Below are 22,821 nucleotides of genomic sequence, written 5' to 3'. Positions count from 1 at the left end.
GTTCGCATAGTCCAACAGTTCCTGCACCCGTACGCTGTCTACGCGGCCACACACCCCCATGAGCGTCAGCGGGAAGAGATCGTTGGCAAATCCCGGATCGATTCCCGTGGTGAAGCACGACTTTCCGCTTTCGCGACACGCCTTTTCGAGGTCCACGAGCATTTCTTCGGGGCAGGCCTTCGGGTAGACCAACGGCGTCATCGACGTCGACACCACGTGCTTACCCGACAGCAGGGAGCGCGACATGTTCGCGATGTTCTCGACGGCGAACTCCGCAGTCGGACCGAAGTATGCAACGGCGTCGGCATCGACGGCCAGGGCTGCCTCACTGTCGATCGTGGCTGCCAGCCCCACCGGCTCGACTCCGATGAGCGTGCCGACGTCGACGCCGTCCTTGTCGGGGTTGTGCACGATCACGCCGACCAGTTCGAATTCGGGATGATCGAGCAGTTCGCGGATGACCAACTTACCCACGACGCCCGTACCCCACACGATGACCTTGTGTTTCATTGCAGTGCAGTCCTTTCCGGAACAGAGCCGATAGACGGTCAGCGAAAGAACTCGCCGCCGTTGACGAAAAGCGTCTGCCCGGTCAACATCCGGGCGCGGTTGGAGGCGAAGAAGACCACGGCGTCCGCTACGTCGTCGTCTGCCGGGATTTCACCGAGCGGCATGTTCTTGCTGATCTCGGCGATGATGTCTTCTTCGGGGACCCGACGGTCGGCGGCCGCGAGCCCGACGTACAGCTGTACCGGCGGTCCCCACATCCAGGTCGGGACCACGGTGTTGACTCGGATTCGATACTGTCCCAGTTCTTTTGCCAGCGACCACATCGCTGCATACAGCGCACCTTTGGACGTCGCGTATGCCGATTGCGGCAACTGAGGATGAAACATGGCCTGCGAGCCGATCATGACGACGGCGCCGCCACGCTTCTTCAATTCCGGTAGCGCCGCCTGCGTCAAAGTGAGAGTTCCGATGACGTTGACGTCCGACATGGCCTTCCAGGCACTCAGATCGGCACCTTCGAGCCCACCGAACACGTCCTCCTTGGCTGCGACGTTGACCAACGCGTCCACTCGCCCGAAACATTCTGTGGCGGTGGCGATCAACCGTGAGCACGACTCCGGATCGGCGATGTCCGTCACCGAGTAGGCGACGTGAGCACCGGTCGGATCTATCTCCTCGCAGACGGATTTCAAATTCTCTTCGGTTCTCGCGCCGAGTACTACGTTGGCGGCGACAGCCGCCAGTCCAGCGCGAGCACCAGCCACTCGCGGCCGCCCGCCTCGAACCGGTGGTAGGTGTTGTAGCCGTCCGGGGAGGCGCCGCCGAACGTCGGCTTCCCCTCGAACCGCTGCGGTCCGAAGACGTCGAGGTACGGGGTCGCGCCGCGCTGGTCGGTCGTCGACGACTTCACATCGTGGTTGCCTGCCAGGACGCTGTAGCCGACACCCCGCCGGTCCAGCACCCGGAATGCCTCGCCGATCGCGGCGAACTCCTCCTTCGCCCCGTTCTGCGTGAGATCGCCGAGGTGGGACAGGAAGACGATGTTCTCCTCCCCGCCGTGCTCCAGCAGATAGCGCAACGACGCCTCCACCGGAGCCTTGTCGATGCTCGGACCGTCGAACAGGTATTGCGTGTCCGGCATCACCGCGAGCGTGAAGCGGCGGCTGCGCGGGTCGGGACGCCGGCCCGCGGGCGCCGCCTGCGCGGTGACGGCCGGCAGTGCGGTCACCGCGGCGGCGGTCGCCCCGAGCAGCGCGGTGGCGCGGAGGAAACCGCGTCTTCCGGCACCGGCCTGGGGCGCTTCGCCCGGGTCGTGGTCATGCGAAACGCACATGGGTGCTCCATGGGGTGACTGAGAGGGGCGACGGGGGGTGACGGAGAGAGGAGGAGGCCTCAGAGAACGCGCAGCGTCCAGCTCCAGCGATGGATACCGGCCGCGACGAGGTGACAAGCGAAGGTGTCGGGCCCGCACGACGCCGTGCCGAGCCCGCGGTGCGCCGCGTCGATGTGCACCACGCACCCCGCCCGCGGCACCAGTTCGTCATGATGCGCGACAGAAGCGAGGTCGGCCGCGCGATGCCGGGTCACGGACACCTGACGGGGCCGGTCCAGCCGCACCGCGAGGCCGGTGGCGTCGGGCGCGGACAGGGTGAACCGGCGCACGCCGTGCCGTCCGCCGCTCTCCTGGGGCCGCAGGTACGGCGTGAACAATTCGTCCACCGGGAGGCGGTGATGGCCGACCGGCGCGCCCGCGGCCCGGTCCGGATACGACTCCCAGGGGCCCTGCCCGAACCACTCCAGGAGGTTCAGCCCGGCGGCCGTCTCGAACACGGTTCCCACCCGGGCCACGTCGTTCAGCGCCTCGGGCAGCTCGGCGCTCTCGTCGACGATCAGCCCGCCGCCCACGGCCGTCAGCACCTGCTCGTGCCGGACGGTCCCGCCCGCGCAGAGGTAGTCGGACACCACGGCGACCCGGCCCGGGGACCGCCGTACGGAGACCACCTTGCGGGTGGGCGCCTCCAGCCCCCAGTCCCGCCAGCGGGCCGCCATGCCGCCCAGTTCGTCGTTGTCGGTCGGCGCCCGCCACAGCGACAGCGTGGGCGCGGCCGTCAGCAGCGGATGGACCAGCAGCCCGTCCTCGTCGACCTCTACCGTGCCGTCCGGGATCCGGGTGTGCGCCGGCGGGAGCGCCGCCCGCAGCCGGACCTGCGGCAGGCACACCACCGTGCCGCGCGGTGCCCACGGCTCGTCCCGGGCCGTCGTGACCCGAAGCGTCAGCCACGCCTCGCCGCCGTCCTCCGGCAGCGCGAGCGGCAGCGGCACCGCGGCCGTCTCGCCGGGCCGCAGGTCGGGCAGCTCGGCCGGAGCCGTCAGCGTCGGGCCGTCGGCGAGGGACAGCTCCCACTCGCCGGACAGCCAGTCCAGGCCCCGGAAGTGCTGGTGGTTGCCCAGGACCACGCCCTCGTGCCGGAAGGACTCGATCCGCACCGGCGCGGCGATCTCCCGGTGCTCGAACATCACGGGCTTGGGCGTGCGGTCGGGAAAGACGACGCCGTCGGCGATGAAGGCGCCGTCATGGTCGGTCTCACCGAAGTCGCCGCCGTACGCCCAGCGATGTCCGGGCGCGGCGACACCGTTGTCATACAGCCCGGCGCCCCCACGCCCGGCCGGTCTGCCGTCGTTCACACGCTGGAGGATGCCGTGGTCCCAGAACTCCCAGATGAACCCGCCCTGAAGACCCGGGGTGGTCTCGATGGCCTCCCAATGGTCCGCCAGCGTGCCGTTGCTGTTGCCCATGGCGTGCGAGTACTCGCACTGGACGATCGGCTTGGTCTGGGTGCCGGACATGGCGTGCACGATGCACTCCTCCAGCGGTGCGTACATCGGGCAGGCGATGTCGGAGGCCAGGTCCGGATCGGCCCAGCCGCGCTTGGCGGCCCCCTCGTACTGCACCGGCCGGGTCGGGTCGTGGCGGCGCACCCAGCCCGCCGCCGCGTCGTGGTTGGCGCCGTAGTCGGACTCGTTGCCCAGCGACCAGATGATGACGGACGGGTGGTTCTTGTCCCGCAGCACCATCCGTGAGACCCGGTCCACGAAGGCGTTCAGGTAGCGCGGGTCGTCGGCGATCTCGTGGGCGTGGTCGTGGGACTCGATGTCCGCCTCGTCGACGACGTAGAACCCGAGCTCGTCCGCCAGGTCGTACAGGGCCGGGTCGTTCGGGTAGTGCGCGGTGCGGATCGCGTTGAAGCCGAAGCGTTTCAGCAGGACGAGGTCCGCGCGCATGTCGTCGTACGTCACCGTCCGCCCGGTCAGCGGGTGGAAGTCGTGCCGGTTGACGCCCCGGATGAACACCCGCTCGCCGTTGACGAGCAGGTCCCGGCCGGTGATCTCGACGTCACGGAAGCCGACACGGTGCCGGGAGGTGTCGGTGATCGTGCCGTCGGCGCGGTGCAGGCGCACGGTCAGGCCGTACAGCTCGGGCGTCTCGGCGTTCCACGTGCGCACCTCCGGCACGGCGGCGCGCAGCCGTGCCTCGCCGAGGAAGCCGGAGACCCGCTCGTCCTCGGCGTTGGCCCGGTCGAACTCCGCGTCCTGCGTGAGCAGGTGCCCCTCCAGCTCCCCGCTGACGTACCAGCCCTCGGGCAGCGCCCCTCCCGCGTCCCGCACCCGGCACTCCACCAGCAGGTCCCCGTCCCGCCGGGCCCGCACGGTCACGTCCGCGAGGTGCAGCGGGTCGACGGCGTACAGCAGCACCGAACGGGTGATCCCGCCGTGCCACCACTGGTCCTGGTCCTCGATGTGCGAGGCGTCCGACCACTTCACGACGGTCAGCCGCAGGGTGGACCGCTCCCCGGGGCGCACCAGGCCCGTCAGGTCGAACTCGGCGGCCAGGTGCGAGTCCTTGGAGATCCCGACGGGCCGCCCGTCCACGTGCACCAGCAGCACGCTCTCGGCGGCCCCGACCTGAAGCACGATCCGCCGCCCGGCCCACTCGGCGGGCACGTCCACGGAACGCTCGTACACCCCGGTCGGATCGGCGGCGGGCACGTGCGGCGGGAACTCGGCGAACGGCATACGGACGTTCAGATACCGCGGGAGGTCGTCCGTGCCCTGCACGGTCCAGACACCGGGGACGTACGACGACGACCAGACCTCGCCGAGCGGGGCGTCGGGCGCGGGCAGCAGCTGGAAGCGCCAGTCGCCGTCGAGCAGGACGGCTCCGGGGCGCCGGTCGACGGCGTTCATCGGCAGCCGGCCCCAGGAGGTCACCTCGGGGGCTTCCCAGGGACGCAGGGCGATCAGGGGATCGGGACGTTCGTCGGTCATGACCATTCCGGAGTCGGTGCGGTGGGGCGGGGCAGGACGCGGCCCTGCAGGCCCCAGTCGGGGTCGACGGGGATGCCGAGACGGTCCAGGACGGTGGGGGCGATGTCGACGAGTCGGGGAGCGGCGGGCCGGGTGCCTCCGTGGTCGCCGGGGCCTCCGCGGGCTCCGCGCTCGGCGAGGATGACGAAGACCTCCCGTTCGGCACGCGAGTCGCCGCCGTGGCCACCGGAGTCGAGGTGACCGTGGTCGGTGGTGATCAGCACGGTCCAGCGCTCCCGGACGCGTCCGGGAGCCGACGCCCGGGCCCCGATCGCGTCCAGCAGGTGCCCGAGGTGGGTGTCCTGGGCGAGGAGGGCCCGGTCGTAGGCGGCGGAGAGGGGGCCGGTGGCGTGGCCGGCCTCGTCGGTGGCGCCGAAGTACACGAACATGACGTCCGGGTCGGACTTGGTGAGCCAGCGCAGGGCGGTGCGGGCGACGCGGCGGTCCGCGGTTTCGTAGCCCCTGAATTCGCCGTTGTGGCGTACACGCCGGCCGATGGCCCGGCCGAGGGTGCCCCGGCGGACCAGGGCCGGCCAGGACACCGCGGCCACCGTGCGCAGACCGGGCCGGGCGGTGGCGGCGCGGGTCAGGAAGTCGGGGTAGCGGGCGTAGGCGGCACCCTTGAAATCGTTGCCGGTGACGCCGTGGCGGTCGGGCCACACCCCGGTGAGGATGCTCGACCAGCCGGGGCCGGAGTCGGTGTAGGCCGTGCCGGCCGAGGGCTCGCCGTCGGCTTTGCCGTAGGGCAGCAGGCTCGTGCCGACGGTACCTTCGGCCATCAGGGCGTGCAGTGTCGGGGCGTTGGCCGGAGAGTGGGTCAGACGGTCGTAGCGCAGGCCGTCCATGCCGACGACCAGTACCTTGGGGCGTAGGCCCTCGTCGTTGACGTCCGTCACTGGGTGCCTCTCTCGTGTGGTTGCCAAGAGCTCGGGGCCGCCGGCCGGTTCTTGGGTGCATGTCCGCTGTGGCTGGTCGCGCAGTTCCCCGCGCCCCTTCAGGGCGCGGCCCGAGGGTGCTCAGCTGCCCTGTACCGCCCCCTCCGTGGCGCCCGCGATGAAGCCGCGGGCGAAGAGTGTGAAGACCACGACCAGGGGCACCGACGCCATGAGGACGCCGGCCATGACCATGCTGTAGTCGGTGGTGTGGCCGACGTGGAGCTGGGCCAGTGCCACCTGGAGGGTCAGATGGCTCGGGTCGTTGAGCACGATCAGGGGCCAGATGTAGTCGTTCCAGGCGCCGACGAAGGCGTAGATGGCGAGGAAGGACAGCGCGGGCCTGATCATCGGCAGCACGATGTTCCAGTACTGGCGGAAGAATCCCGCGCCGTCGATGCGCGCGGCGTCGAGCAGTTCGTCCGGCACGCCGTTCTCAATGTACTGGCGCAGCCAGAAGATGCCGAAGGCGTTGGCGAGGGCGGGCAGGATTAGGGCTTTGAGCGTACCGACCCAGCCGATGTCGGACATGAGGATGAACTGCGGCAGGACGGCCAGCTGGAGTGGCAGCATCATGAACCCCACCAGCATGGCGAACAGCACCTTGCGGCCGGGGAAGTCGAACTTGGCGAAGGTGAACGCCGCCAGGGAGTCGACGAACAGGACCAGGACGGTGGTGACGCAGGCGACGACGAGCGTGTTCAGCATCGACCCGAAGAAGTCGATGGTGTCGAGCACGTGCCGGATGTTCTCCAGCAGGTGGGAGCCGAAGGTCAGCTTCGGAGGGCTCTTGTAGATGTCCTCGGTGGTGTTCGTCGCCATGACGATCGTCCACACGAACGGGAAGACCGAGACCAGGACGGCCAGGACGAGGACGATGTGCGCGGTCAGGCCCTTGGGACGCCGGGACCGCCTCGGGACCAGTGCGGTCATGACTTCCTCCCGCGCTGGACGACCCGCCAGTTGACGACGACCAGCACCATGATCAGTACGAAGAAGGCCCACACGATGGCCGCGCCGTAGCCGTAGTCGTTGTTGACGAAGGCCGACTGGTAGAAGTACAGCAGCGTGGTCAGGCCGGCCTGGCCGGGACCGCCGAGGTTCGGGTTGGCGGCGTTGCTGCCGAACAGGACCTGGGGTTCGCTGAAGCTCTGCAGGCCGTTGATGGTCGAGATGATGACGGTGAACAGGATGATGGGCCGCATGATCGGCATGGTGATCTGGAAGAACGTGCGGATGGGTCCGGCCCCGTCCAGCCTGGCCGCCTCGTAGATCTGGGTGGGGATGGCCTGGAGGCCGGCCAAGTAGATGATCATGTTGTAGCCGGTCCACATCCAGGTCATCAGCAGCGCGATGACCAGCTTGATCAGCCACGGATTGCTCAGCCAGGGGACGGGTGGGATGCCGACCGTGCCGAGGATCGCGTTGACCAAACCGAAGTTGTTGCTGAACACCGCGCCGAAGAAGATCGACACGGCGACGATCGAGGTGACGTTCGGTATGTACAGGGCGATGCGGTAGAAGCCCTTGAAGCGGCGCACCGAATGCAGCAGCGTCGCCAGCACCAGGGCGCCGAACAGGGTGGGGACGGTGGACAGCACCCAGATCACCAGAGTGTTGCGGATCGACAGCCAGAAGACCGGGTCGTCCCAGAGGAACGCGAACTGCTGCAGGCCCACGAACTGCACGGTGCCCAGGCCGTCCCAGCGCTGGAAGGCGAGGTAGAGCGAGTAGAAGACCGGGAAGAACGAGAAGACGCCGAAGATCAGGAAGAAGGGCGAGATCGCCAGGTACTGCCGCCAGTGCGACAGCACACCGCGACGCCCTGGCCGCACGGTGTCCGCGGGCGGCGTGCGCCGCGGGCGGAAGCGGGCCGGGCCGGGCCCGCCGTGGTGCCGGGGCACCGCGGCGGAACCGGTGACCGGAGGTGACGCCATCGCTCAGCTCACCCCCTGCCGCCGGGCGATCTGCTTGGCCTGACTGACCGCGTCCTTCCAGGCGTCGTCGGGCTTCTTGCCCTTGGCCTCGATGCTGGACAGCTCGGTCATGAAAGGCGCCATGACGGCCGCGTCGGCGGGTGCCTCGTAGGCGGCCGGGATGGCCTTGGCGGCCGGGCCGAAGACTTCGATGATCTTCTGCCCGCCGAAGAACGGGTCACCGCCCGTCATGGCCGGCATGGAGTAGGCCGCCGGTGCGGCGGGGAAGATGGCGGCGTCGGTGAAGCCGCGGGCGTCGTTCTCCGGGCTGAGGATCCAGCTGATGATCTTGAACGCCTCTTCGGGGTTCCGGCACTGCTTGGGCAGGGCCAGGTAGGAGCCGCCCTGGTTGGCCGGTCCACCGGGCATCGCGCAGACCCGCCACTTGCCCTTGGTCTTCGGGGCCGCCTGCTCGATGTCCAAGGCGTGCCAGGCGGCACCGAGTTCGGTGGTCAGCGTCCTGCCGACGGCGGCGTTCCAGGTGTTGTCGTTGATCTTGGCGTCGAGGCCGAGGGTGTAGGGGCGGACCGCCGTGGTCCAGGCCTTGCGGATGTGGTCCTGGTCGCCGATGAAGCGGTTGTCCTTGTCGATGAACCGTTCGGTGCCCTGCCCGACCGCCATGGTGAAGACCGAGCCGATGTTGTTGACCAGGTAGGTGCCCGGCACCTTCTTGTGCAGCTCGGTGCCGAGCGCGAAGTACTCCTCCCAGGTCCCGGCCCGGGCGGCGACCTTGTCGGGGTCGGTGGGCAGTCCCGCCTTGTCGAACAGGTCCGCGCGGTAGAAGAGGGCGGTCGGGCCGATGTCGATCGGGAAGCCGATCTGCTTGCCGTCCTCGGTCCTGGCGAGCTTGGTCTTCCAGTCCAGGTACTGGGACGCGATCTTCTTGAAGCCCAGGTCGTTCAGATCGAGGAAGCGGCCCGCGTTGGGCAGGAAGGACGCCATGTCCTCGCCCTTGATGCCGGTGATGTCGGGCACGGAGGCGCCCGCCGCGAGGGTGGTGGTCAGCTTCTGCTTGAAGTCGCCGCCGATGGAGGCGGCGGTCAGCTTCACCTGGCCGCTGAAGTGCGTCTTGGCCTCGGCGACGACCTTGTCGCTGAGCGCGCCTCCCCAGTACCACAAGGTGAGGTTCTTGCCGTTCTTGCTGCCGGCCGATCCGGTTCCGCCGCCGCAGGCGACGGTCAGACCGGAGGCGGCCGCGGTGAGCGCGGCGGCCTGGAGGAAGCCTCTACGAGAAAGGTCCACGGGTCACTCCTGTTGTTCCTGTTCGACGTGGAGAGGGGTGGGAGGGTCAGTGCGGCCCTTCACAGGCGCGCGGACCGACGGGGGTGTGAGGGGCGGGCGGGGTGACGGGGGCGTGGTGCACGGGCGGCCTGGGATCGGCCGGGACACGGTCGGCCAGGAAGCCGTAGGCGCGTCGCAGTCCGGGGTCGCTCAGGGAGCGCCACCAGCGGGCGATGCCGTACCAGCCGGGGGCCGCGAGGGCACCGCCGTGGTGCCGGACGGACAGCCCTGCCGCGAGCACCGCGAACCGCAGCCGCTCCGCCAGCGGCCAGCCGCCGAGGGACGCCGCGACGAAGCTCGCGCCGAAGACGTCGCCGGCGCCCGTCGCGTCCAGGACGTCGGTGTCCAGGGCCGGGACGTCGGCGTACTCGCCGGTGATCTGGTCGACGGCGATGGCGCCGTCCCCGCCCCGGGTCACCACGGCGACCGGCACCAGTTCCGAGAGCGTGCCGAGCGCGGCCAGCGCGCTGTCGGTGCGGGTGTAGGCCATCGCCTCGGTCTCGTTCGGGAGGAAGGCGTGGCACAGGGACAGCTGCTCCAGCAGGGCCGTCGACCACTCCTGGGTGGGGTCCCAGCCGACGTCGGCGTAGATCTGCGTGCCGTTCGCGGCGGCCTTGGCGAGCCACTCGCGCGGCTCGGCCTCGAGGTGCACCAGGGCGGTCCGCGCGTCGGGCGGGTCGCCCATCAGCACGTCCTGCGAGTACGGCGGCTCCTGGCCGTGGGTGAGCAGGGCCCGGTCGTGGCCGTAGGCGACGGAGACGGTGACCGGGGTCGGCCAGCCGTCCGCCGTACGTGAGAGCGAGAGGTCGACGCCTTCCTGGTCGCACAGGACGTCCCGGCAGTGCTCGCCGTAGAAGTCGTCGCCGAACACCGTGGCCAGACAGGTGCGCAGGCCGAAGCGGGAGGCGGCCACGGCGAGGTTCGCGATGCCCCCCGGGCCGCAGCCCATGCCCCCGGTCCAGATCTCCTCGCCCGGTGTGGGCGGCCTGCCGAGCCCCGTGAGGACGAGGTCGTAGAAGAGCAGCCCGGTCAGCAGCACATCGGGCCGGTCGTCGTCCACGGACGTGTCCTCTCGCTCACGGCTTCGACGGAGATCGTCAAAACTCTTCATTTCGGTGACCGGAATCGTGCGCCGCTCAGCGAGATTGGTCAATACCCGAGCAGAAATAAGCATGGCGATGATTGGAGATGACGAGTAATGTGCACGCCGTGCTGGCTGAACGACGACACCAACTCATCCTGCGGGCCCTGCGTGCCGGCGGGCCCGCGGCCGTGACCGACCTCTCGGAGCAGCTGGGCGTGAGCCCTGCCACAATCCGGCGTGACCTGGTCAAACTGGAAGAAGACGGACTGCTCACCCGCGTGCACGGCGGCGCCGTCGTGGAGGAGGGCGACCAGCCCTTCGCCGAGGTCGCCGAGGTGCGCGTCACCGAGAAGGACGCCATAGCCGAACGGGCCGCCGCGATGGTCAGGGACGGTCAGTCGGTGCTGCTGGACATCGGGACGACGGCCTACCGGCTGGCCCGGCAGCTGCACGGGCGCCGGCTCACCGTGATCACCAGCAACCTGGTGGTCTACGAGGAACTCGCCGACGACGAGGGCATCGAGCTGGTCCTGCTCGGCGGCATGGTCCGCCGCGAGTACCGCTCCCTGGTGGGCTTCCTCACCGAGGACAACCTGCGGCAGCTGCACGCCGACTGGCTCTTCCTCGGCACCAGCGGGGTACGGCCCGGCGGGCAGGTCATGGACACGACGGTCGTGGAGGTGCCGGTCAAGCGCGCCATGATCAAGGCCGGCGAGAAAGTGGTGCTGCTCGCCGACGCGGCGAAGTTCCCCGGGCACGGGATGGCGAAGGTCTGCGGTCCCGAGGACCTGGACGCGGTGGTGACGAACGAGCCGGTCGACGCGGCGACGCTCACGTCCTTCCAGGAGGCGGGCGTCGAGGTGGTCGTGGCGGGAAAGGTGCAAGCGTGAAGCTGACGATTCTGGGCGGCGGAGGATTCCGCGTGCCACTGGTGTACGGGGCGCTCCTCCAGGACCACGCCGAGGGCCGGGTGACCCACGTCGTCCTGCACGACCTGGACGCCGGACGGCTGTCGGCGGTGACGCGTGTCCTCGCCGAACAGGCGGCCGGCGTCCCCGACGCGCCCGAGGTGAGCGCCACCACCGACCTCGACGAGGCCCTGCGCGGCGCCGACTTCGTCTTCTCCGCGATCCGCGTCGGCGGCCTCGAAGGGCGGGCGGACGACGAACGCGTGGCCCTGGCCGAAGGGGTGCTGGGTCAGGAGACGGTGGGCGCCGGTGGCATCGCCTACGGCCTGCGCACCGTCCCGGTCGCCGTCGACATCGCGCGGCGGGTGGCCCGGCTCGCGCCCGATGCCTGGGTCATCAACTTCACCAACCCGGCCGGCCTGGTCACCGAGGCCATGTCCCGCCACCTCGGTGACCGCGTCATCGGCATCTGCGACTCCCCGGTCGGTCTCGGCCGCCGTATCGCACGGGTGCTCGGCGTGGAGAACCCGGCGGAGGCGTGGATCGACTACGTCGGCCTCAACCACCTCGGCTGGGTGCGGGGCCTGCGCGTCGCCGGCCGGGACGAGCTCCCGCGCCTGCTCGCCGACCCCGACCTGCTCGGCTCGTTCGAGGAGGGCAAGCTCTTCGGCGCCGACTGGCTGCGCTCCCTGGGCGCGATCCCCAACGAGTACCTGCACTACTACTACTTCAACCGCGAGGCCGTCCGCGCCTACCAGCAGGCCGAGAAGACCCGCGGTGCCTTCCTGCACGACCAGCAGGCCCGCTTCTACGCCGAGATGCGGAACCCGGACGCCCCCGCCCTCACGGTCTGGGACCGCACCCGCGCCGAGCGCGAGGCCACGTACATGGCCGAGAACCGCGAGACCGCTGGCGCCGGTGAACGCGACGAGGACGACCTGTCCGGCGGCTACGAGAAGGTGGCCCTCGCGCTGATGCGGGCGATCGCCCGGGACGAGCGCACCACCCTGATCCTCAACGTCCGCAACCAGCGCACGCTGTCGGTTCTCGACACCGACGCCGTCATCGAGGTGCCCTGCCTCGTCGACGCCAACGGCGCCCACCCCGTCGCCGTGGACCCGCTGCCCGACCACGCCACGGGCCTGGTCTGCGCGGTCAAGGCCGTCGAGCGCGAGGTGCTGGCCGCCGCCGACTCCGGCTCCCTCACGACCGCCGTCAAGGCCTTCGCCCTGCACCCGCTCGTCGACTCCGTCAACGTGGCCCGCAGGCTGGTCGAGGGCTACACCGAGGTCCACCCCGGGCTGGCGTACCTTAGGTGAGCACCGAGAGGTAAGCGCTTTCCCCGCCGCTCTTCCCCGCTTCCTGGAGACATCTCATGCACGACGAAAGCCGCCGCATCGAGGAGCGCGTGCAGCGCCTTCACGACCAGCGCATCAAGTCCGCGGTCTACGCGGCCACCGTCCCCTTCGAGGTGGAGGCCTGGCAGGCCCCGGGGGAGCCGGTCCCGTTCGAGGAGGCCGCCGCCGCCTCCTACGAGCCGTTCACGATGGGCACCCCGTGGGGCCCGCCCTGGGGCACCACCTGGTTCCGCATGCGCGGACAGGTGCCCGCCGAGTGGGCAGGAAAGCGCGTCGAGGCCGTCATCGACCTCGGCTTTGTCGGCGACTGGCCCGGCAACCAGGCCGAGGCCCTCGTGCACCTCACGGACGGCACCCCCCTCAAAGCCGTCAACCCGCTCAACCAGTACGTGGCGATCGCCAACCCCGCGCAGGGCGGCGAGACGGTCGACTACCTGGTCGAAGCCGCCTCCAACCCGGACATCCTCGCGGACAACTTCTCCAGGACCACCCCGCTCGGCGACAAGCTGACCGCGGGCGACAAGCCCCTCTACACCTTCCGCAGCGCCGACATCGCGATCCTCGACGAGGAGGTCTGGCACCTCGACCTCGACGTGCAGGTGCTGCGCGAGCTGATGCTGGAGCTCGGCGAGCACGACCCGCGCCGGCACGAGATCGCGCACGCCCTGGACCGGGCGATGGACCTGCTCGACCTGGACGACGTCTCCGGCTCGGCCGCCGCGGTGCGCGAAGCGCTGAAGCCGGTGCTGTCCAAGCCCGCGCACGCCAGCGCGCACACGATCTCCGGCGTCGGCCACGCCCACATCGACTCCGCGTGGCTCTGGCCCATCCGCGAGACCAAGCGCAAGACGTCCCGCACCTTCTCGAACGTCACCTCGCTCGCCGACGAGTACGACGACTTCATCTTCGCCTGCTCCCAGGCCCAGCAGTACGAGTGGGTGCGCGACAACTACCCCAAGGTCTGGGCCCGCATCCAGGAGTCGGTGAAGAACGGCCAGTGGGCGCCGGTCGGCGGCATGTGGGTCGAGTCCGACGGCAACCTGCCCGGCGGCGAGGCCGTCGCCCGCCAGTTCGTCCACGGCAAGCGGTTCTTCATGGACCACTTCGGCATCGAGACCAAGGGCGTGTGGCTGCCGGACTCCTTCGGCTACAACGCGGCCTACCCGCAGCTCGCCAAGCTCGCCGGCAACGAGTGGTTCCTCACCCAGAAGATCTCCTGGAACCAGACCAACACGTTCCCCCACCACACCTTCTGGTGGGAGGGCATCGACGGCACCCGGATCTTCACCCACTTCCCGCCGGTCGACACCTACAACGCCCGCTTCAGCGGCGTGGAGATGTCCCGCGCGGTCCGCAACTACGCCGAGAAGGGCGGCGCCTCCCGCTCCCTGGCCCCCTTCGGCTGGGGCGACGGCGGTGGCGGCCCCACCCGCGAGATCATGGAACGCGCCCGCCGGCTGGCGGACCTGGAGGGCTCCGCGAAGGTCGTCGTCGAGCACCCCGACGAGTTCTTCGCCAAGGCCCGCGAGGAGTACCCGGACGCGCCCGTCTGGGTCGGCGAGCTCTACCTGGAGCTGCACCGCGCCACCTACACCTCCCAGGCCCGCACCAAGCAGGGCAACCGCCGCTCCGAGCACCTCCTGCGCGAGGCCGAACTCTGGGCGACCACGGCCGCCCTGCACGCGCCGGGCTACACCTACCCGCACGAGAAGCTGGACCGGCTCTGGAAGACGGTGCTGCTGCACCAGTTCCACGACATCCTGCCCGGCTCCTCCATCGCCTGGGTGCACCGCGAGGCCGAGGCCGAGTACGCCCGTGTCGCGCGGGAGCTGCACGCGCTGACCGCCGAGGCGGTGGCCGCGCTGGGCGCCGGGGGCCCCCGCGTCTTCAACACCAGCCCCTACGACCGCTCCGAAGTGGTCCGCACCGCCGACGGCGCACCGGTGTACGTGGAGGTGCCCGCGAACGGCTCCGCGCCTCTCACCGACTCGGCGCCCCCGCAGCCGGTGACCGTCGACGGCCGCGTCCTCGACAACGGGCTGGTCCGGGTGGAGGTCGCCGAGGACGGCACCCTGTCCTCCGTGCGCGACCTGCGCGCCGGCCGCGAGGTCCTCGCCGAGCCGGGCAACCTGCTCCGCCTGCACACGGACCTGCCCAACTACTGGGACGCCTGGGACATCGACAAGCACTACAAGAACCGCTACACCGACCTCCTGGACGCCTCGTCCGTCACGGTCGTCGAGCAGGACCCGCTGATCGGCGCCATCCGCGTCGAGCGGTCCTTCGGCAAGGGCTCCACGGTCACCCAGACGATCACCGTCCGCGCCGGCAGCCCCAGGATCGACATCGAGACGGACATCGACTGGCACGAGACCGAGAAGATCCTCAAGGCGGCCTTCCCCGTCGACATCAGGGCCCCACACTCCTCCGCCGAGATCCAGTTCGGCCACATCCAGCGCCCCACCCACACCAACACCACTTGGGAGGCGGCCCGTTTCGAGGTCTCCGGCCACCGCTGGGTGCACCTCGGAGAGCCGGGCTACGGCGTCGCCGTCATCAACGACTCGACGTACGGCCACGACGTCTCCCGCACGGTCCGCGAGGACGGCGGCACCACGACCACCGTCCGACTGTCCCTCGTCCGCGCCCCGCGCATCCCGGACCCCGAGGCCGACCAGGGCCGCCACCGCTTCACCTACGCGCTGCTGCCCGGCGCGACCATCGAGGACGCCGTCGCCGAGGGCTACGCCCTCAACCTGCCGCTCCGGGTGGCCGACGCGGCAGGCGCCCCCGCACCGGTGGTCTCCGCCGAGGGCGAGGGCGTGACCGTGGAAGCCGTCAAGCTGGCCGACGACGCCTCCGGCGATGTCGTCGTACGGCTCTACGAGTCCCGCGGCGGCCGGGCCACCGGCACCCTGCGCACCGGGTTCCCGCTCGCCGGCGCCCAGATCACCGACCTGCTGGAACGCCCGCTGGAGGACGCGGAGATCACCGACGGGGCCGTCGCCCTCACGCTGCGGCCCTTCCAGATCCTGACCCTGCGCCTGCAAAGGGGCTGACCTCATGGCCATGCAGCCGTGGTTCGAGGACGCCAAGCTCGGCATCTTCGTCCACTGGGGCATCTACGCGGTCGACGGCGTCCAGGAGTCCTGGTCGTTCTACGACGACATCGTTCCGCACGAGCGGTACATGTCCCAGCTCGACCGGTTCACGGCCGCCCGTTACGACCCGCGCGACTGGGCGAGGCTCTTCGCGCGGGCCGGCGCCAGGTACGCCGTCCTGACCAGCCGTCATCACGACGGGGTCGCCCTGTGGGACACGGCGTACGGCGACCTGAACGTGGGCCGTGACCTGATCGGCGGCTATGCCGAGGCCCTGCGCGAGCAGGGCCTCCGGGTCGGCCTCTACTACTCCCATTCCGACTGGAACCACCCCGACTACGCCTCCACCCGCAAGCCCGGCCGTCCGCCGGAGCTGGAGGACAACCGCTACTCCGAGGTCGCCGCCGAGTTCGAGGACCTTCAGGCCTGGGAGAGGTTCCTCGCCTACCGCGACGGCCAGATACGCGAACTCACCTCCCGCTACAAGCCGGACCTGCTCTGGTTCGACGGCGAGTGGGACCGCAGCGAGGAGCAGTGGCGCATCCCCGAACTGGCCGCCCTGATCCGCTCCGAGGTACCGGACGTCGTCCTCAACGCCCGGATGCTCAGCGAGGGCGACTACGCCACCCCCGAGCAGGGCGCACCCGTCATCCCGCCGGAGGGTCCCTGGGAGCTGTGCCTCACGATCAACGACTCGTGGGGCCACCAGCATCACGATCACAACCACAAGTCCGTCGACCAGCTGATCCGCTACTTCACCGAGACCATCGGCGGCGGAGGCAACCTGCTGCTCAGCGTCGGCCCGCGGGAGGACGGCACGATCACGGACGAACAGGCGCGGCGGCTGGAAGGGCTCGGCGACTGGATCACCCGCCACGCCGAAGCCGTGTACGGCACCGTACGGGGACTCCCGCCGGGCCACCACTACGGCCCGAGCACCCTCTCCAAGGACCGCCGCACCCTCTACCTGACCCTCTTCGATGCCCCGCGCGCCGAGATCAACGTCCGGGGCCTGCTCAGCGAGGTCCGCCGCGTCTCGGTCCTGGGCAGCGGCACGGAACTGGCCCACAGTGTCACCGGTGGCCTCCACGAGACACCCGGCATCCTCTGGATCGAACCCCCAACGGCCTCGGACCTCGACCCGCACGCCACGATGCTGGCCGTCGAACTGGAAGGAGAGCTGGAGCTGTACCGGGGAGGGGGCCGCTTCTGACGGACGAATTGACCCACTGTTTCGACGCCGGAATGCCCCCTGCCGTGGGTCGCCCGGCTCCGTAGGGTCGATGTCATGACGACGACACAGAACGAAACGGGAAACGGCAGCGGCTTCGCACCGGTCCTCACCCGCGCCGCCGAGGCCGAGACGACGCGCGACCCCAGCAGCGTGATGACCCTCCTCGCCGACTCCGGGAACACCGGCGGGCGGCTCACCAGCTACCGGTCGACGTTCGCTCAGGGCGCCGTCGGCGCCCCTGCCCACCTGCACACCGAGGCGTCCGAGATGTTCTACGTCATCGACGGTGCGCTCCAGCTGCTGGTGGGCGAGGAGATCACCGTGCTGGAGGCCGGCGACTTCCTGCTGGTGCCCCCGCACACCCCGCACGCCTTCGCCGCCGCGCCCGGTGCGACAGCCGACGTGCTGTTCGTCTTCACACCGGGCGCGGGACGCTTCGACTACCTGCGGCTCCTGGGCCGGGTGATGCGCGGCGAGGCCGACCCACAGGAGATCAGGGACTCCTCGGAACGCTTCGACAACCACTACGTCGACAGCCCCGTCTGGCGCGAGGCACTCGCGGCCCGGGCCTGAGGCCTCAGAGGGGCAGCGCCTGAGCCGCCGCCCCGACGGAGCCGGCCTGCTCGGCCGCGGCGGGCGCGGGTACCGCCGGGAGCGGCTCCGTCGCCCCGGGCCGCTGCTGCGGCAGCGACACCGGCCGCAGGGGACGCGGCCCCGACACCACCGTGTAGTCCTGGCCCAGGAACGGCGGGACCATTTCGCCCGGGTCCTCGCCGAGCGCCAGCTGCACGGCGGCCCAGGGGGCGTTGACACCGCACTGGGACAGCTGGTGCAGTCCGCCGGCCGGGCGCGTGTTGACGTCCATGAGCACCGGCCGGTCGCCGAACATCCGGAACTGGATGTTGGACAGGTAGTGCAGACCGAAACCCTCGGCGATCCGCCGGGCCGGGTCCAGCCACTGCTCGTGCAGGCTGAAGCCCCGGCGGCGGCCGTTCTTGGTGCGGCCCACCGCCAGCCGGACCCGGTTGTCCGGCCCGGTCAGGCAGTCCACCGACACCTCGGGCTGCTCCAGGCGCGGCATCACCAGCCAGTCCACCGGCTCCTCGCCCTGCCGCAGCGCCTCCACCACCAGGTCGAGCGGCACGTACGGGCTGGGGAACCCGCTCAGATGCATCAGCGAGAAGGGCGTACGCGTGATCACGCGGAAGCCCACTCCGCCGGCCCCGGACGCCGGCTTGAAGCACGCCTTGTGACCGCCCGCCTCCAACTCCTCGACCGCCGCGACGAGTTCGTCCTCCGAGCGGACCCGGTACCACGGCGGCACCGGCACACCGATCGCCTGGACCGCCTCGTAGGCGATCACCTTGTCGTGGAAGACGGCCACGGCCTCGGGCGGCGGCGCCAGCACCGCCGTGCCGCCCGCCTCGAACTCGGCACGGTGCGCCACGATCGCCGACTGGTGCAGCCGGGGCACGAAGACGTCGATGCCACGCCGCGCGCACTGGTCCAGCGCGTACTCGACGTACCCGGCGGGGGAGAGGTTCTCGGGCTCCAGCTCGGCGGTGTCGGCGGCGGCCAGCACCGGCGAGTCGGGGTCGCCGTGTGTGGCATGGATCTCGACCGCCCGGTCGCTGGGATTCCTCCGCAGCTGATCCATGAAGAACACGTTCTCCGCGTACGTGCGGTTGAGCCAGACGCGTACGCGAGAGACCATGCAGGCCGCCTTTCACGGTTCGCGGGCAGGGCTGAGCAGCCCGTGCCCGGGCAGGAGAAGGGAGGGACACCAAACCGCCCCTGTGAAAGGGAAGTTCGTAGCGGTGGTGTTGGGCCAGATCATACGGCTTCGGCGGGCCCCCTCGTGCAACGCGCGTGTGAAGGAATTCTCCCGCCACGGCCCCCGGGCCGCTCTTGCTCCCCGTCGCGCGGATGTGATCTCTTGGTGACGTCCGGGTGCGCGCGGAGGGGGCGAGAGGTGACGTCGACGGCCGGTGGCGCCGCACAACTGCTGGCCATCAGCGATCTGCACATCGGTTACCCGGAGAACCGCGCCCTGGTCGAGGACATGCGGCCCGGGACGGACGACGACTGGCTGCTCGTCGCCGGGGACGTCGCGGAGACCGTGGCGGACATCCGCTGGACCCTCAAGACGCTCGCGGCCCGCTTCCGCAAGGTCGTCTGGGTGCCCGGCAACCACGAGCTGTGGACCCATCCGGGCGACGCCGTCACCCTGCGCGGCGTCGCCCGGTACGAGTACCTGGTCGAGATGTGCCGCCAACTCGGCGTGACGACACCGGAGGACCCCTACCCCGTCTGGGAGGGCCCCGGAGGGCCGGTCGCCGTCGCCCCGCTGTTCCTCCTGTACGACTACTCGTTCCTGCCGGCCGGCTGCACGACCAAGGAGCAGGGCCTGGAGCACGCGCAGGGCACCGGGATCGTGTGCAGCGACGAGTACCTGCTGCACCCCGACCCTTACCCGAGCCGGGAGGCCTGGTGCCGGGCCCGGGTCGCCGAGACCGAACGCCGACTCGCCGAACTGCCCGTCGGCCTGCCCGTGATCCCGGTCAACCACTACCCGCTGCACCGGCATCCGATGGACGTGCTCTGGCACCCCGAGTTCGCCATGTGGTGCGGCACCGACCTGACGGCCGACTGGCACCGCAGATTCCCCGTGCACACCATGGTCTACGGCCATCTGCACATCCCCCGCACCACCTTCCACGAGGGCGTGCGCTTCGAGGAGGTGTCGGTGGGCTATCCACGTGAGTGGAGCAAGCGGTCCCAGGCGCCGGGGCGGCTGCGGCGGATCCTGCCGGGGGAGGGCGAACAGCGGTGATCGAGGACCTGCTGCCGGAGACGGTGGTCAGCGTCGAGGCGTACGGACACGAGGACGCGGACGCCCCGCTGTACCCCGAGGAGGCGGCCCTTCTGACACGGGCGGTCGCCAAGCGGCGCAGGGAGTTCGCCGTCGTGCGCTCCTGCGCCCGCAGAGCCATGGAGAAGCTCGGCGTCGAGCCGCGGCCGATCCTGCCCGGGGAACGCGGCGCCCCCGGCTGGCCGGCCGGACTGACCGGCAGCATGACCCACTGCGACGGCTACTGCGCCGCCGCGCTGGTCCGCGCCACCGACCTGGCGTCGCTCGGTATCGACGCCGAGGTCCACGGCCCGCTGCCCGAAGGTGTCCTGCCGTCCGTGTCCCTGCCGGCCGAGGCCGACCGGCTGCGACGGCTCGGGGCCGAACGCCCCGACGTGCACTGGGACCGGCTGCTGTTCAGCGCGAAGGAGTCCGTCTACAAGGCGTGGTTCCCCCTCACCGGGAAGTGGCTGGACTTCATGGAGGCCGACATCGAGCTCACCGCCGACGGCACCTTCCGAGCGGAGCTGCTCGTCCCCGGGCCATGGGTGGGCGCCCGCCGCCTCGGCCACTTCGACGGCCGCTGGACGGCGGGACGGGGCCTGATCGCGACGGCGGTCGCCGTACCGCACACCTGACCCCGCTCCCCGGCACTCGTCCGGTGGCACTCCCGGTCAGGGACCGGGCTTCGGACACCAGTTCTCCAGGAGACGGAAGAACGCCTCCTCGTTGCCGGTCAGTCCGGCACGCTCCAGGGCCTGCTCCGCCTCGGCGAGCACAGCGGGCGGGACGAGCGGCGGGCTGCCCTCCAGGTCGAAGGCGGCCCGGACGGTGTGCAGCAGCCGCAGATAGGCCTGGACGGCGGTGCGTTCACGATCGGTCAGAACGGCGGTGGGCATCGGTCGGCTCTCCCCGTGTCGGCGTCGTCGGTCCCGCGCCCCTCGCGGCGCGTACGCCCCGCACAGCGGTGGCGCACCTCCAGCTTGCCGCCCACCACTGACAATCCGGTCCCGCCGCCCTCCGGTTCGCCCGCTCGGCGCAGGCGCACCGCACCACGTCGCCGCGCGGAACGGCCCCTCAGCCCTGCGGTCCGCGGTACCCCAGCGACGCCTCGATCCGCCCCGCCAGATGGTCCCGCTGCACCGGCCCCCGCGAGGAGGAACCGGTCAGCCACGCCCGGCACTTGCTGGCCAGCAGCAGGCCGAAGCTCTCGGCCTCCCGCTCGTCGTCGAGGTCGAAACGGGTGCGCGCGGCGACCTTCAGCACGGTCGCCTGGAGGTCGGCCCCGTCGTCGAGCAGCCTGGCCGCGACGGCCGCGCCCTCGACGTGGTGGGAGCAGTGCCCCGCCTTCATGTGCCACAGCTCGTGGCCCAGGATCACCAACTGGTGATCCGGAGCGGTGCGTTCCTCGATCACGACGAGGTCCTGCTCGGCCATGTCCAGCCAGAGCCCGCTGGCGGTCCCGGGCGGAAACGCGGCCGTGCGGAAGCGCACGGGGCGGCCGCGGCGTCTGCTCATGCCGTCGCACAGGGCGGCGTACAGCTCCTCGGGCCGAGCCGGCGCGGGGAGGGTCAGCTCCGCGACCAGCTCGCCGCACAGACGGCGCATTTCCTTACCGATGCCCACAGTTCTCCCCACGGTCACGACTCGGGCCGCTTGACGCTCTCCAGGAGCATGTCCAGCCACTCCGCGACCTTGTCGCGGTGCTGGTCGGTGGGCAGTTGCGCGGCACGCCAGGCGATGCCGCGCACGCCGTGGTCCTGCAGCAGCCGCTCCAGCGGGTCGTCCTGTGCCGCGGCGGCCTGCCGCTCACGGTCGGCGAGCTTCTGCAGCAGATCCTGCTCGGTGTGCTGGAGGGCGCTCACGAGCGCCTCGGGGTCCTCGGCCGTCAGGAAGCCGGCGTGCACCCGGAAGAACCGCTGGAGGGCGTCGCAGTGCTCCATGGTCGGCCGTCGGTCGCCGTTGATGAGAGCGCCGGCCTGCTGGCGGGACATGCCGGCGCCGTCGGCGATCTCCTGCTGGGTGTACTTGCGGCCGTTGGGCTTGAGCCGGGTCCGGCGCAACAGGTCCAGCCGCTGCAGGAACCGGGCCTGCACATCGGGCTCGCCCGCGGGCCTGCCGCACAGCAAGGCCTTCACCACCGGCTCCGGGACGCCGGAGGCGACGGACAGCCGGCCGATGTCGAAGACCTCGGCGTGCGGCACGCCGAGCCGGTCGGCGAGCGCGCCGACACGGGAGACGACGGCCGGCAGCACGGCCGTCGGCGTGACGCCCGGACCTTCGACGAAGCCACCCGTCACCGACAGATCTCCTACGTATCTCACAGGCTTCTCACAAGTGGATGCCGTGACCTACCCCGGCGTGAACTTCCCGGAGCGTAGCCGGTGGTTCGAACTCGCATCCAGGTCTCGCCACAACTGTGGCCAATTTCAGCCGTCAACAGACATGGAATGCCACGATAGTTGACACGCCTCAGCTCCGGGCAGCAGGATCGGGGCGCCGCGTCAAGGCCGCACAGGCAAGAGGGGTGACCTCCCGATGGCATATCAGGCAGGAGGGCAGCGGCCGGCACCGCGGCCCGTCCCCGAGACTCCCGAGGCCCAGGCCTACCTGGAGGACTACGCAGGGCTTCTGGAGGGTGTCTCCTTCCCCGCGCTCGTCGTCGACCACTGCTGGGACGTGGTGCTCACCAACGGCGCCTTCCGGTCACTTTTCCGTGAGGTGGGCCCGCACCCGACGGCGATGCCGGGCGACAACTTCCTCAGGTTCGTCCTCTTCCACCCCGACGCCCCCACGGTGCTCGGCGAGCACGAGGCGAGCTGGTGCCTGCCGATGCTCGCGCACTTCGCGCGGACCGTGGAGAGTCACGGCCCCGACCACGGGCTGCAGGCCATCCGCCGCGACATCGCCCAGGACCCGATCATGGAGGCCGCCTACCGGCACGGCCTGCCGCACTGGATCCGCGCGGTCGGCGAGGGGGCCGTCGAGCAGGACGGTGCCGTACGGCCCCTGCTGCACCCGGACCCGCACCGGGGCGCCACGGAGTGCCGGGTCGTCATCGAGACGTCCAGGACGCTCGAGGAACTGGGCTGCGCCCGGGTCACGTTCGTCCTGCGCGAGGCCCGCCGCTCCACGTCCCGGGAGCGCCGCACCCGCCGTACCACCTCCCACCTGAGGGTCGTCCCCGCGGCCGACTGACCGCCCCCGGATGTCCGCCCGCC

General features: G+C 70.6%; 19 protein-coding genes and 2 pseudogenes. 8 read left to right on the top strand and 13 right to left on the bottom strand.

Features of this window, described 5'->3' with window-relative positions:
- From ABT116_RS10980 to ABT116_RS10940, 9 genes and pseudogenes are all read right to left on the bottom strand, one after another.
- Nucleotides 1–510, bottom strand: a pseudogene (locus ABT116_RS10980) (dihydrodipicolinate reductase); the annotation flags it as partial.
- Between the two features lie 38 nt (nt 511–548).
- Nucleotides 549–1,274 (bottom strand): SDR family oxidoreductase, encoded by a 726-nt coding sequence (locus ABT116_RS10975; protein ID WP_351630821.1) that lies wholly within the window; start codon nt 1,272–1,274, stop codon nt 549–551.
- Nucleotides 1,241–1,843 (bottom strand): annotated as a pseudogene (locus ABT116_RS10970) (metallophosphoesterase family protein); the annotation flags it as partial. The gene ABT116_RS10975 and the pseudogene ABT116_RS10970, both read right to left, overlap by 34 nt.
- Nucleotides 1,844–1,902: 59 nt before the next feature.
- Nucleotides 1,903–4,836 (bottom strand): glycoside hydrolase family 2 TIM barrel-domain containing protein, encoded by a 2,934-nt coding sequence (locus ABT116_RS10965; RefSeq protein ID WP_351630818.1) that lies wholly within the window; start codon nt 4,834–4,836, stop codon nt 1,903–1,905.
- On the bottom strand, nt 4,833–5,720 hold the full coding sequence (locus tag ABT116_RS10960; protein ID WP_502983851.1) for an alkaline phosphatase family protein: 888 nt from the start codon (nt 5,718–5,720) through the stop codon (nt 4,833–4,835). The genes ABT116_RS10965 and ABT116_RS10960 overlap by 4 nt, the downstream gene beginning before the upstream one ends.
- A 171-nt stretch (nt 5,721–5,891) precedes the next feature.
- Nucleotides 5,892–6,740, bottom strand: a complete 849-nt coding sequence (locus ABT116_RS10955; RefSeq protein WP_351630813.1) for a carbohydrate ABC transporter permease — start codon at nt 6,738–6,740, stop codon at nt 5,892–5,894.
- Nucleotides 6,737–7,621 (bottom strand): carbohydrate ABC transporter permease, encoded by an 885-nt coding sequence (locus ABT116_RS10950; RefSeq protein ID WP_351630830.1) that lies wholly within the window; start codon nt 7,619–7,621, stop codon nt 6,737–6,739. Before ABT116_RS10950 ends, ABT116_RS10955 begins: the two co-directional genes overlap by 4 nt.
- Nucleotides 7,622–7,747: 126 nt before the next feature.
- Nucleotides 7,748–9,025 (bottom strand): ABC transporter substrate-binding protein, encoded by a 1,278-nt coding sequence (locus ABT116_RS10945; protein ID WP_351630810.1) that lies wholly within the window; start codon nt 9,023–9,025, stop codon nt 7,748–7,750.
- Between the two features lie 46 nt (nt 9,026–9,071).
- Nucleotides 9,072–10,124 carry a carbohydrate kinase family protein gene (locus ABT116_RS10940; protein ID WP_351630807.1) on the bottom strand — a complete coding sequence of 351 codons (1,053 nt, stop codon included), beginning with the start codon at nt 10,122–10,124 and terminating at the stop codon, nt 9,072–9,074.
- A gap of 149 nt (nt 10,125–10,273) precedes the next feature.
- Between ABT116_RS10940 and ABT116_RS10935 the strand changes: the two genes are divergently transcribed.
- From ABT116_RS10935 to ABT116_RS10915, 5 genes are all read left to right on the top strand, one after another.
- On the top strand, nt 10,274–11,038 hold the full coding sequence (locus tag ABT116_RS10935) for a DeoR/GlpR family DNA-binding transcription regulator (RefSeq protein ID WP_351630827.1): 765 nt from the start codon (nt 10,274–10,276) through the stop codon (nt 11,036–11,038).
- Nucleotides 11,035–12,375, top strand: a complete 1,341-nt coding sequence (locus tag ABT116_RS10930; protein WP_351630805.1) for a 6-phospho-beta-glucosidase — start codon at nt 11,035–11,037, stop codon at nt 12,373–12,375. The genes ABT116_RS10935 and ABT116_RS10930 overlap by 4 nt, the downstream gene beginning before the upstream one ends.
- Before the next feature lie 56 nt (nt 12,376–12,431).
- Complete coding sequence (locus ABT116_RS10925) at nt 12,432–15,473, top strand: alpha-mannosidase (RefSeq protein WP_351630802.1); 3,042 nt, start codon at nt 12,432–12,434, stop codon at nt 15,471–15,473.
- Nucleotides 15,474–15,477: 4 nt separating this feature from the next.
- On the top strand, nt 15,478–16,728 hold the full coding sequence (locus tag ABT116_RS10920) for an alpha-L-fucosidase (protein WP_351630800.1): 1,251 nt from the start codon (nt 15,478–15,480) through the stop codon (nt 16,726–16,728).
- Between the two features lie 75 nt (nt 16,729–16,803).
- Entirely contained in the window at nt 16,804–17,322 is a 519-nt protein-coding gene (locus ABT116_RS10915) for a cupin domain-containing protein (RefSeq protein WP_351630798.1), read from the top strand.
- Between the two features lie 4 nt (nt 17,323–17,326).
- Here ABT116_RS10915 and ABT116_RS10910 read toward each other — a convergent pair whose 3' ends face one another.
- Nucleotides 17,327–18,463: an ATP-grasp domain-containing protein gene (locus tag ABT116_RS10910; protein ID WP_351630795.1), complete on the bottom strand. Its 1,137-nt coding sequence runs from the start codon at nt 18,461–18,463 to the stop codon at nt 17,327–17,329.
- 258 nt (nt 18,464–18,721) lie between these two features.
- Between ABT116_RS10910 and ABT116_RS10905 the strand changes: the two genes are divergently transcribed.
- Nucleotides 18,722–19,582: a metallophosphoesterase family protein gene (locus tag ABT116_RS10905; protein WP_351630792.1), complete on the top strand. Its 861-nt coding sequence runs from the start codon at nt 18,722–18,724 to the stop codon at nt 19,580–19,582.
- The gene (locus ABT116_RS10900) at nt 19,579–20,238 is read left to right on the top strand and encodes a 4'-phosphopantetheinyl transferase family protein (RefSeq protein WP_351630789.1); all 660 of its coding nucleotides are present in this window, start codon (nt 19,579–19,581) and stop codon (nt 20,236–20,238) included. The genes ABT116_RS10905 and ABT116_RS10900 overlap by 4 nt, the downstream gene beginning before the upstream one ends.
- A gap of 36 nt (nt 20,239–20,274) precedes the next feature.
- Here the strand turns inward: ABT116_RS10900 and ABT116_RS10895 are convergent, their stop codons facing one another.
- From ABT116_RS10895 to ABT116_RS10885, 3 genes are all read right to left on the bottom strand, one after another.
- On the bottom strand, nt 20,275–20,499 hold the full coding sequence (locus ABT116_RS10895; protein ID WP_104781071.1) for a hypothetical protein: 225 nt from the start codon (nt 20,497–20,499) through the stop codon (nt 20,275–20,277).
- 178 nt (nt 20,500–20,677) lie between these two features.
- Nucleotides 20,678–21,208, bottom strand: a complete 531-nt coding sequence (locus ABT116_RS10890; protein WP_351630824.1) for a toxin-antitoxin system, toxin component — start codon at nt 21,206–21,208, stop codon at nt 20,678–20,680.
- 32 nt (nt 21,209–21,240) lie between these two features.
- The gene (locus ABT116_RS10885) at nt 21,241–21,900 is read right to left on the bottom strand and encodes a helix-turn-helix domain-containing protein (RefSeq protein WP_104781073.1); all 660 of its coding nucleotides are present in this window, start codon (nt 21,898–21,900) and stop codon (nt 21,241–21,243) included.
- A 238-nt stretch (nt 21,901–22,138) separates the two neighbouring features.
- On the opposite strand from ABT116_RS10885, the gene ABT116_RS10880 reads away from it, so the two are divergent.
- A complete protein-coding gene (locus ABT116_RS10880; protein WP_351630785.1) occupies nt 22,139–22,798 on the top strand; it encodes an MmyB family transcriptional regulator in 660 nt (219 codons plus the stop codon).
- The last annotated feature ends 23 nt before the right edge of the window (nt 22,799–22,821 follow it).

Source organism: Streptomyces sp. NPDC002130 (genome assembly GCF_040296465.1).
In the GTDB taxonomy this organism is placed as follows: Bacteria; Actinomycetota; Actinomycetes; order Streptomycetales; family Streptomycetaceae; genus Streptomyces.
The sequence above is the reverse complement of the archived record's forward strand: the minus strand, read 5'-3'. Positions and strand labels throughout refer to the sequence as shown.

Coding starts and splice junctions, on each gene's coding strand:
- ABT116_RS10890 (WP_351630824.1), bottom strand. CDS start 21,208: ATGCGCCGTCTGTGCGGCGAGCTGGTCGCGGAGCTGACCCTCCCCGCG.
- ABT116_RS10910 (WP_351630795.1), bottom strand. CDS start 18,463: ATGGTCTCTCGCGTACGCGTCTGGCTCAACCGCACGTACGCGGAGAAC.
- ABT116_RS10880 (WP_351630785.1), top strand. CDS start 22,139: ATGGCATATCAGGCAGGAGGGCAGCGGCCGGCACCGCGGCCCGTCCCC.
- ABT116_RS10955 (WP_351630813.1), bottom strand. CDS start 6,740: ATGACCGCACTGGTCCCGAGGCGGTCCCGGCGTCCCAAGGGCCTGACC.
- ABT116_RS10920 (WP_351630800.1), top strand. CDS start 15,478: ATGGCCATGCAGCCGTGGTTCGAGGACGCCAAGCTCGGCATCTTCGTC.
- ABT116_RS10960 (WP_502983851.1), bottom strand. CDS start 5,720: ATGGACGGCCTGCGCTACGACCGTCTGACCCACTCTCCGGCCAACGCC.
- ABT116_RS10965 (WP_351630818.1), bottom strand. CDS start 4,836: ATGACCGACGAACGTCCCGATCCCCTGATCGCCCTGCGTCCCTGGGAA.
- ABT116_RS10915 (WP_351630798.1), top strand. CDS start 16,804: ATGACGACGACACAGAACGAAACGGGAAACGGCAGCGGCTTCGCACCG.
- ABT116_RS10895 (WP_104781071.1), bottom strand. CDS start 20,499: ATGCCCACCGCCGTTCTGACCGATCGTGAACGCACCGCCGTCCAGGCC.
- ABT116_RS10925 (WP_351630802.1), top strand. CDS start 12,432: ATGCACGACGAAAGCCGCCGCATCGAGGAGCGCGTGCAGCGCCTTCAC.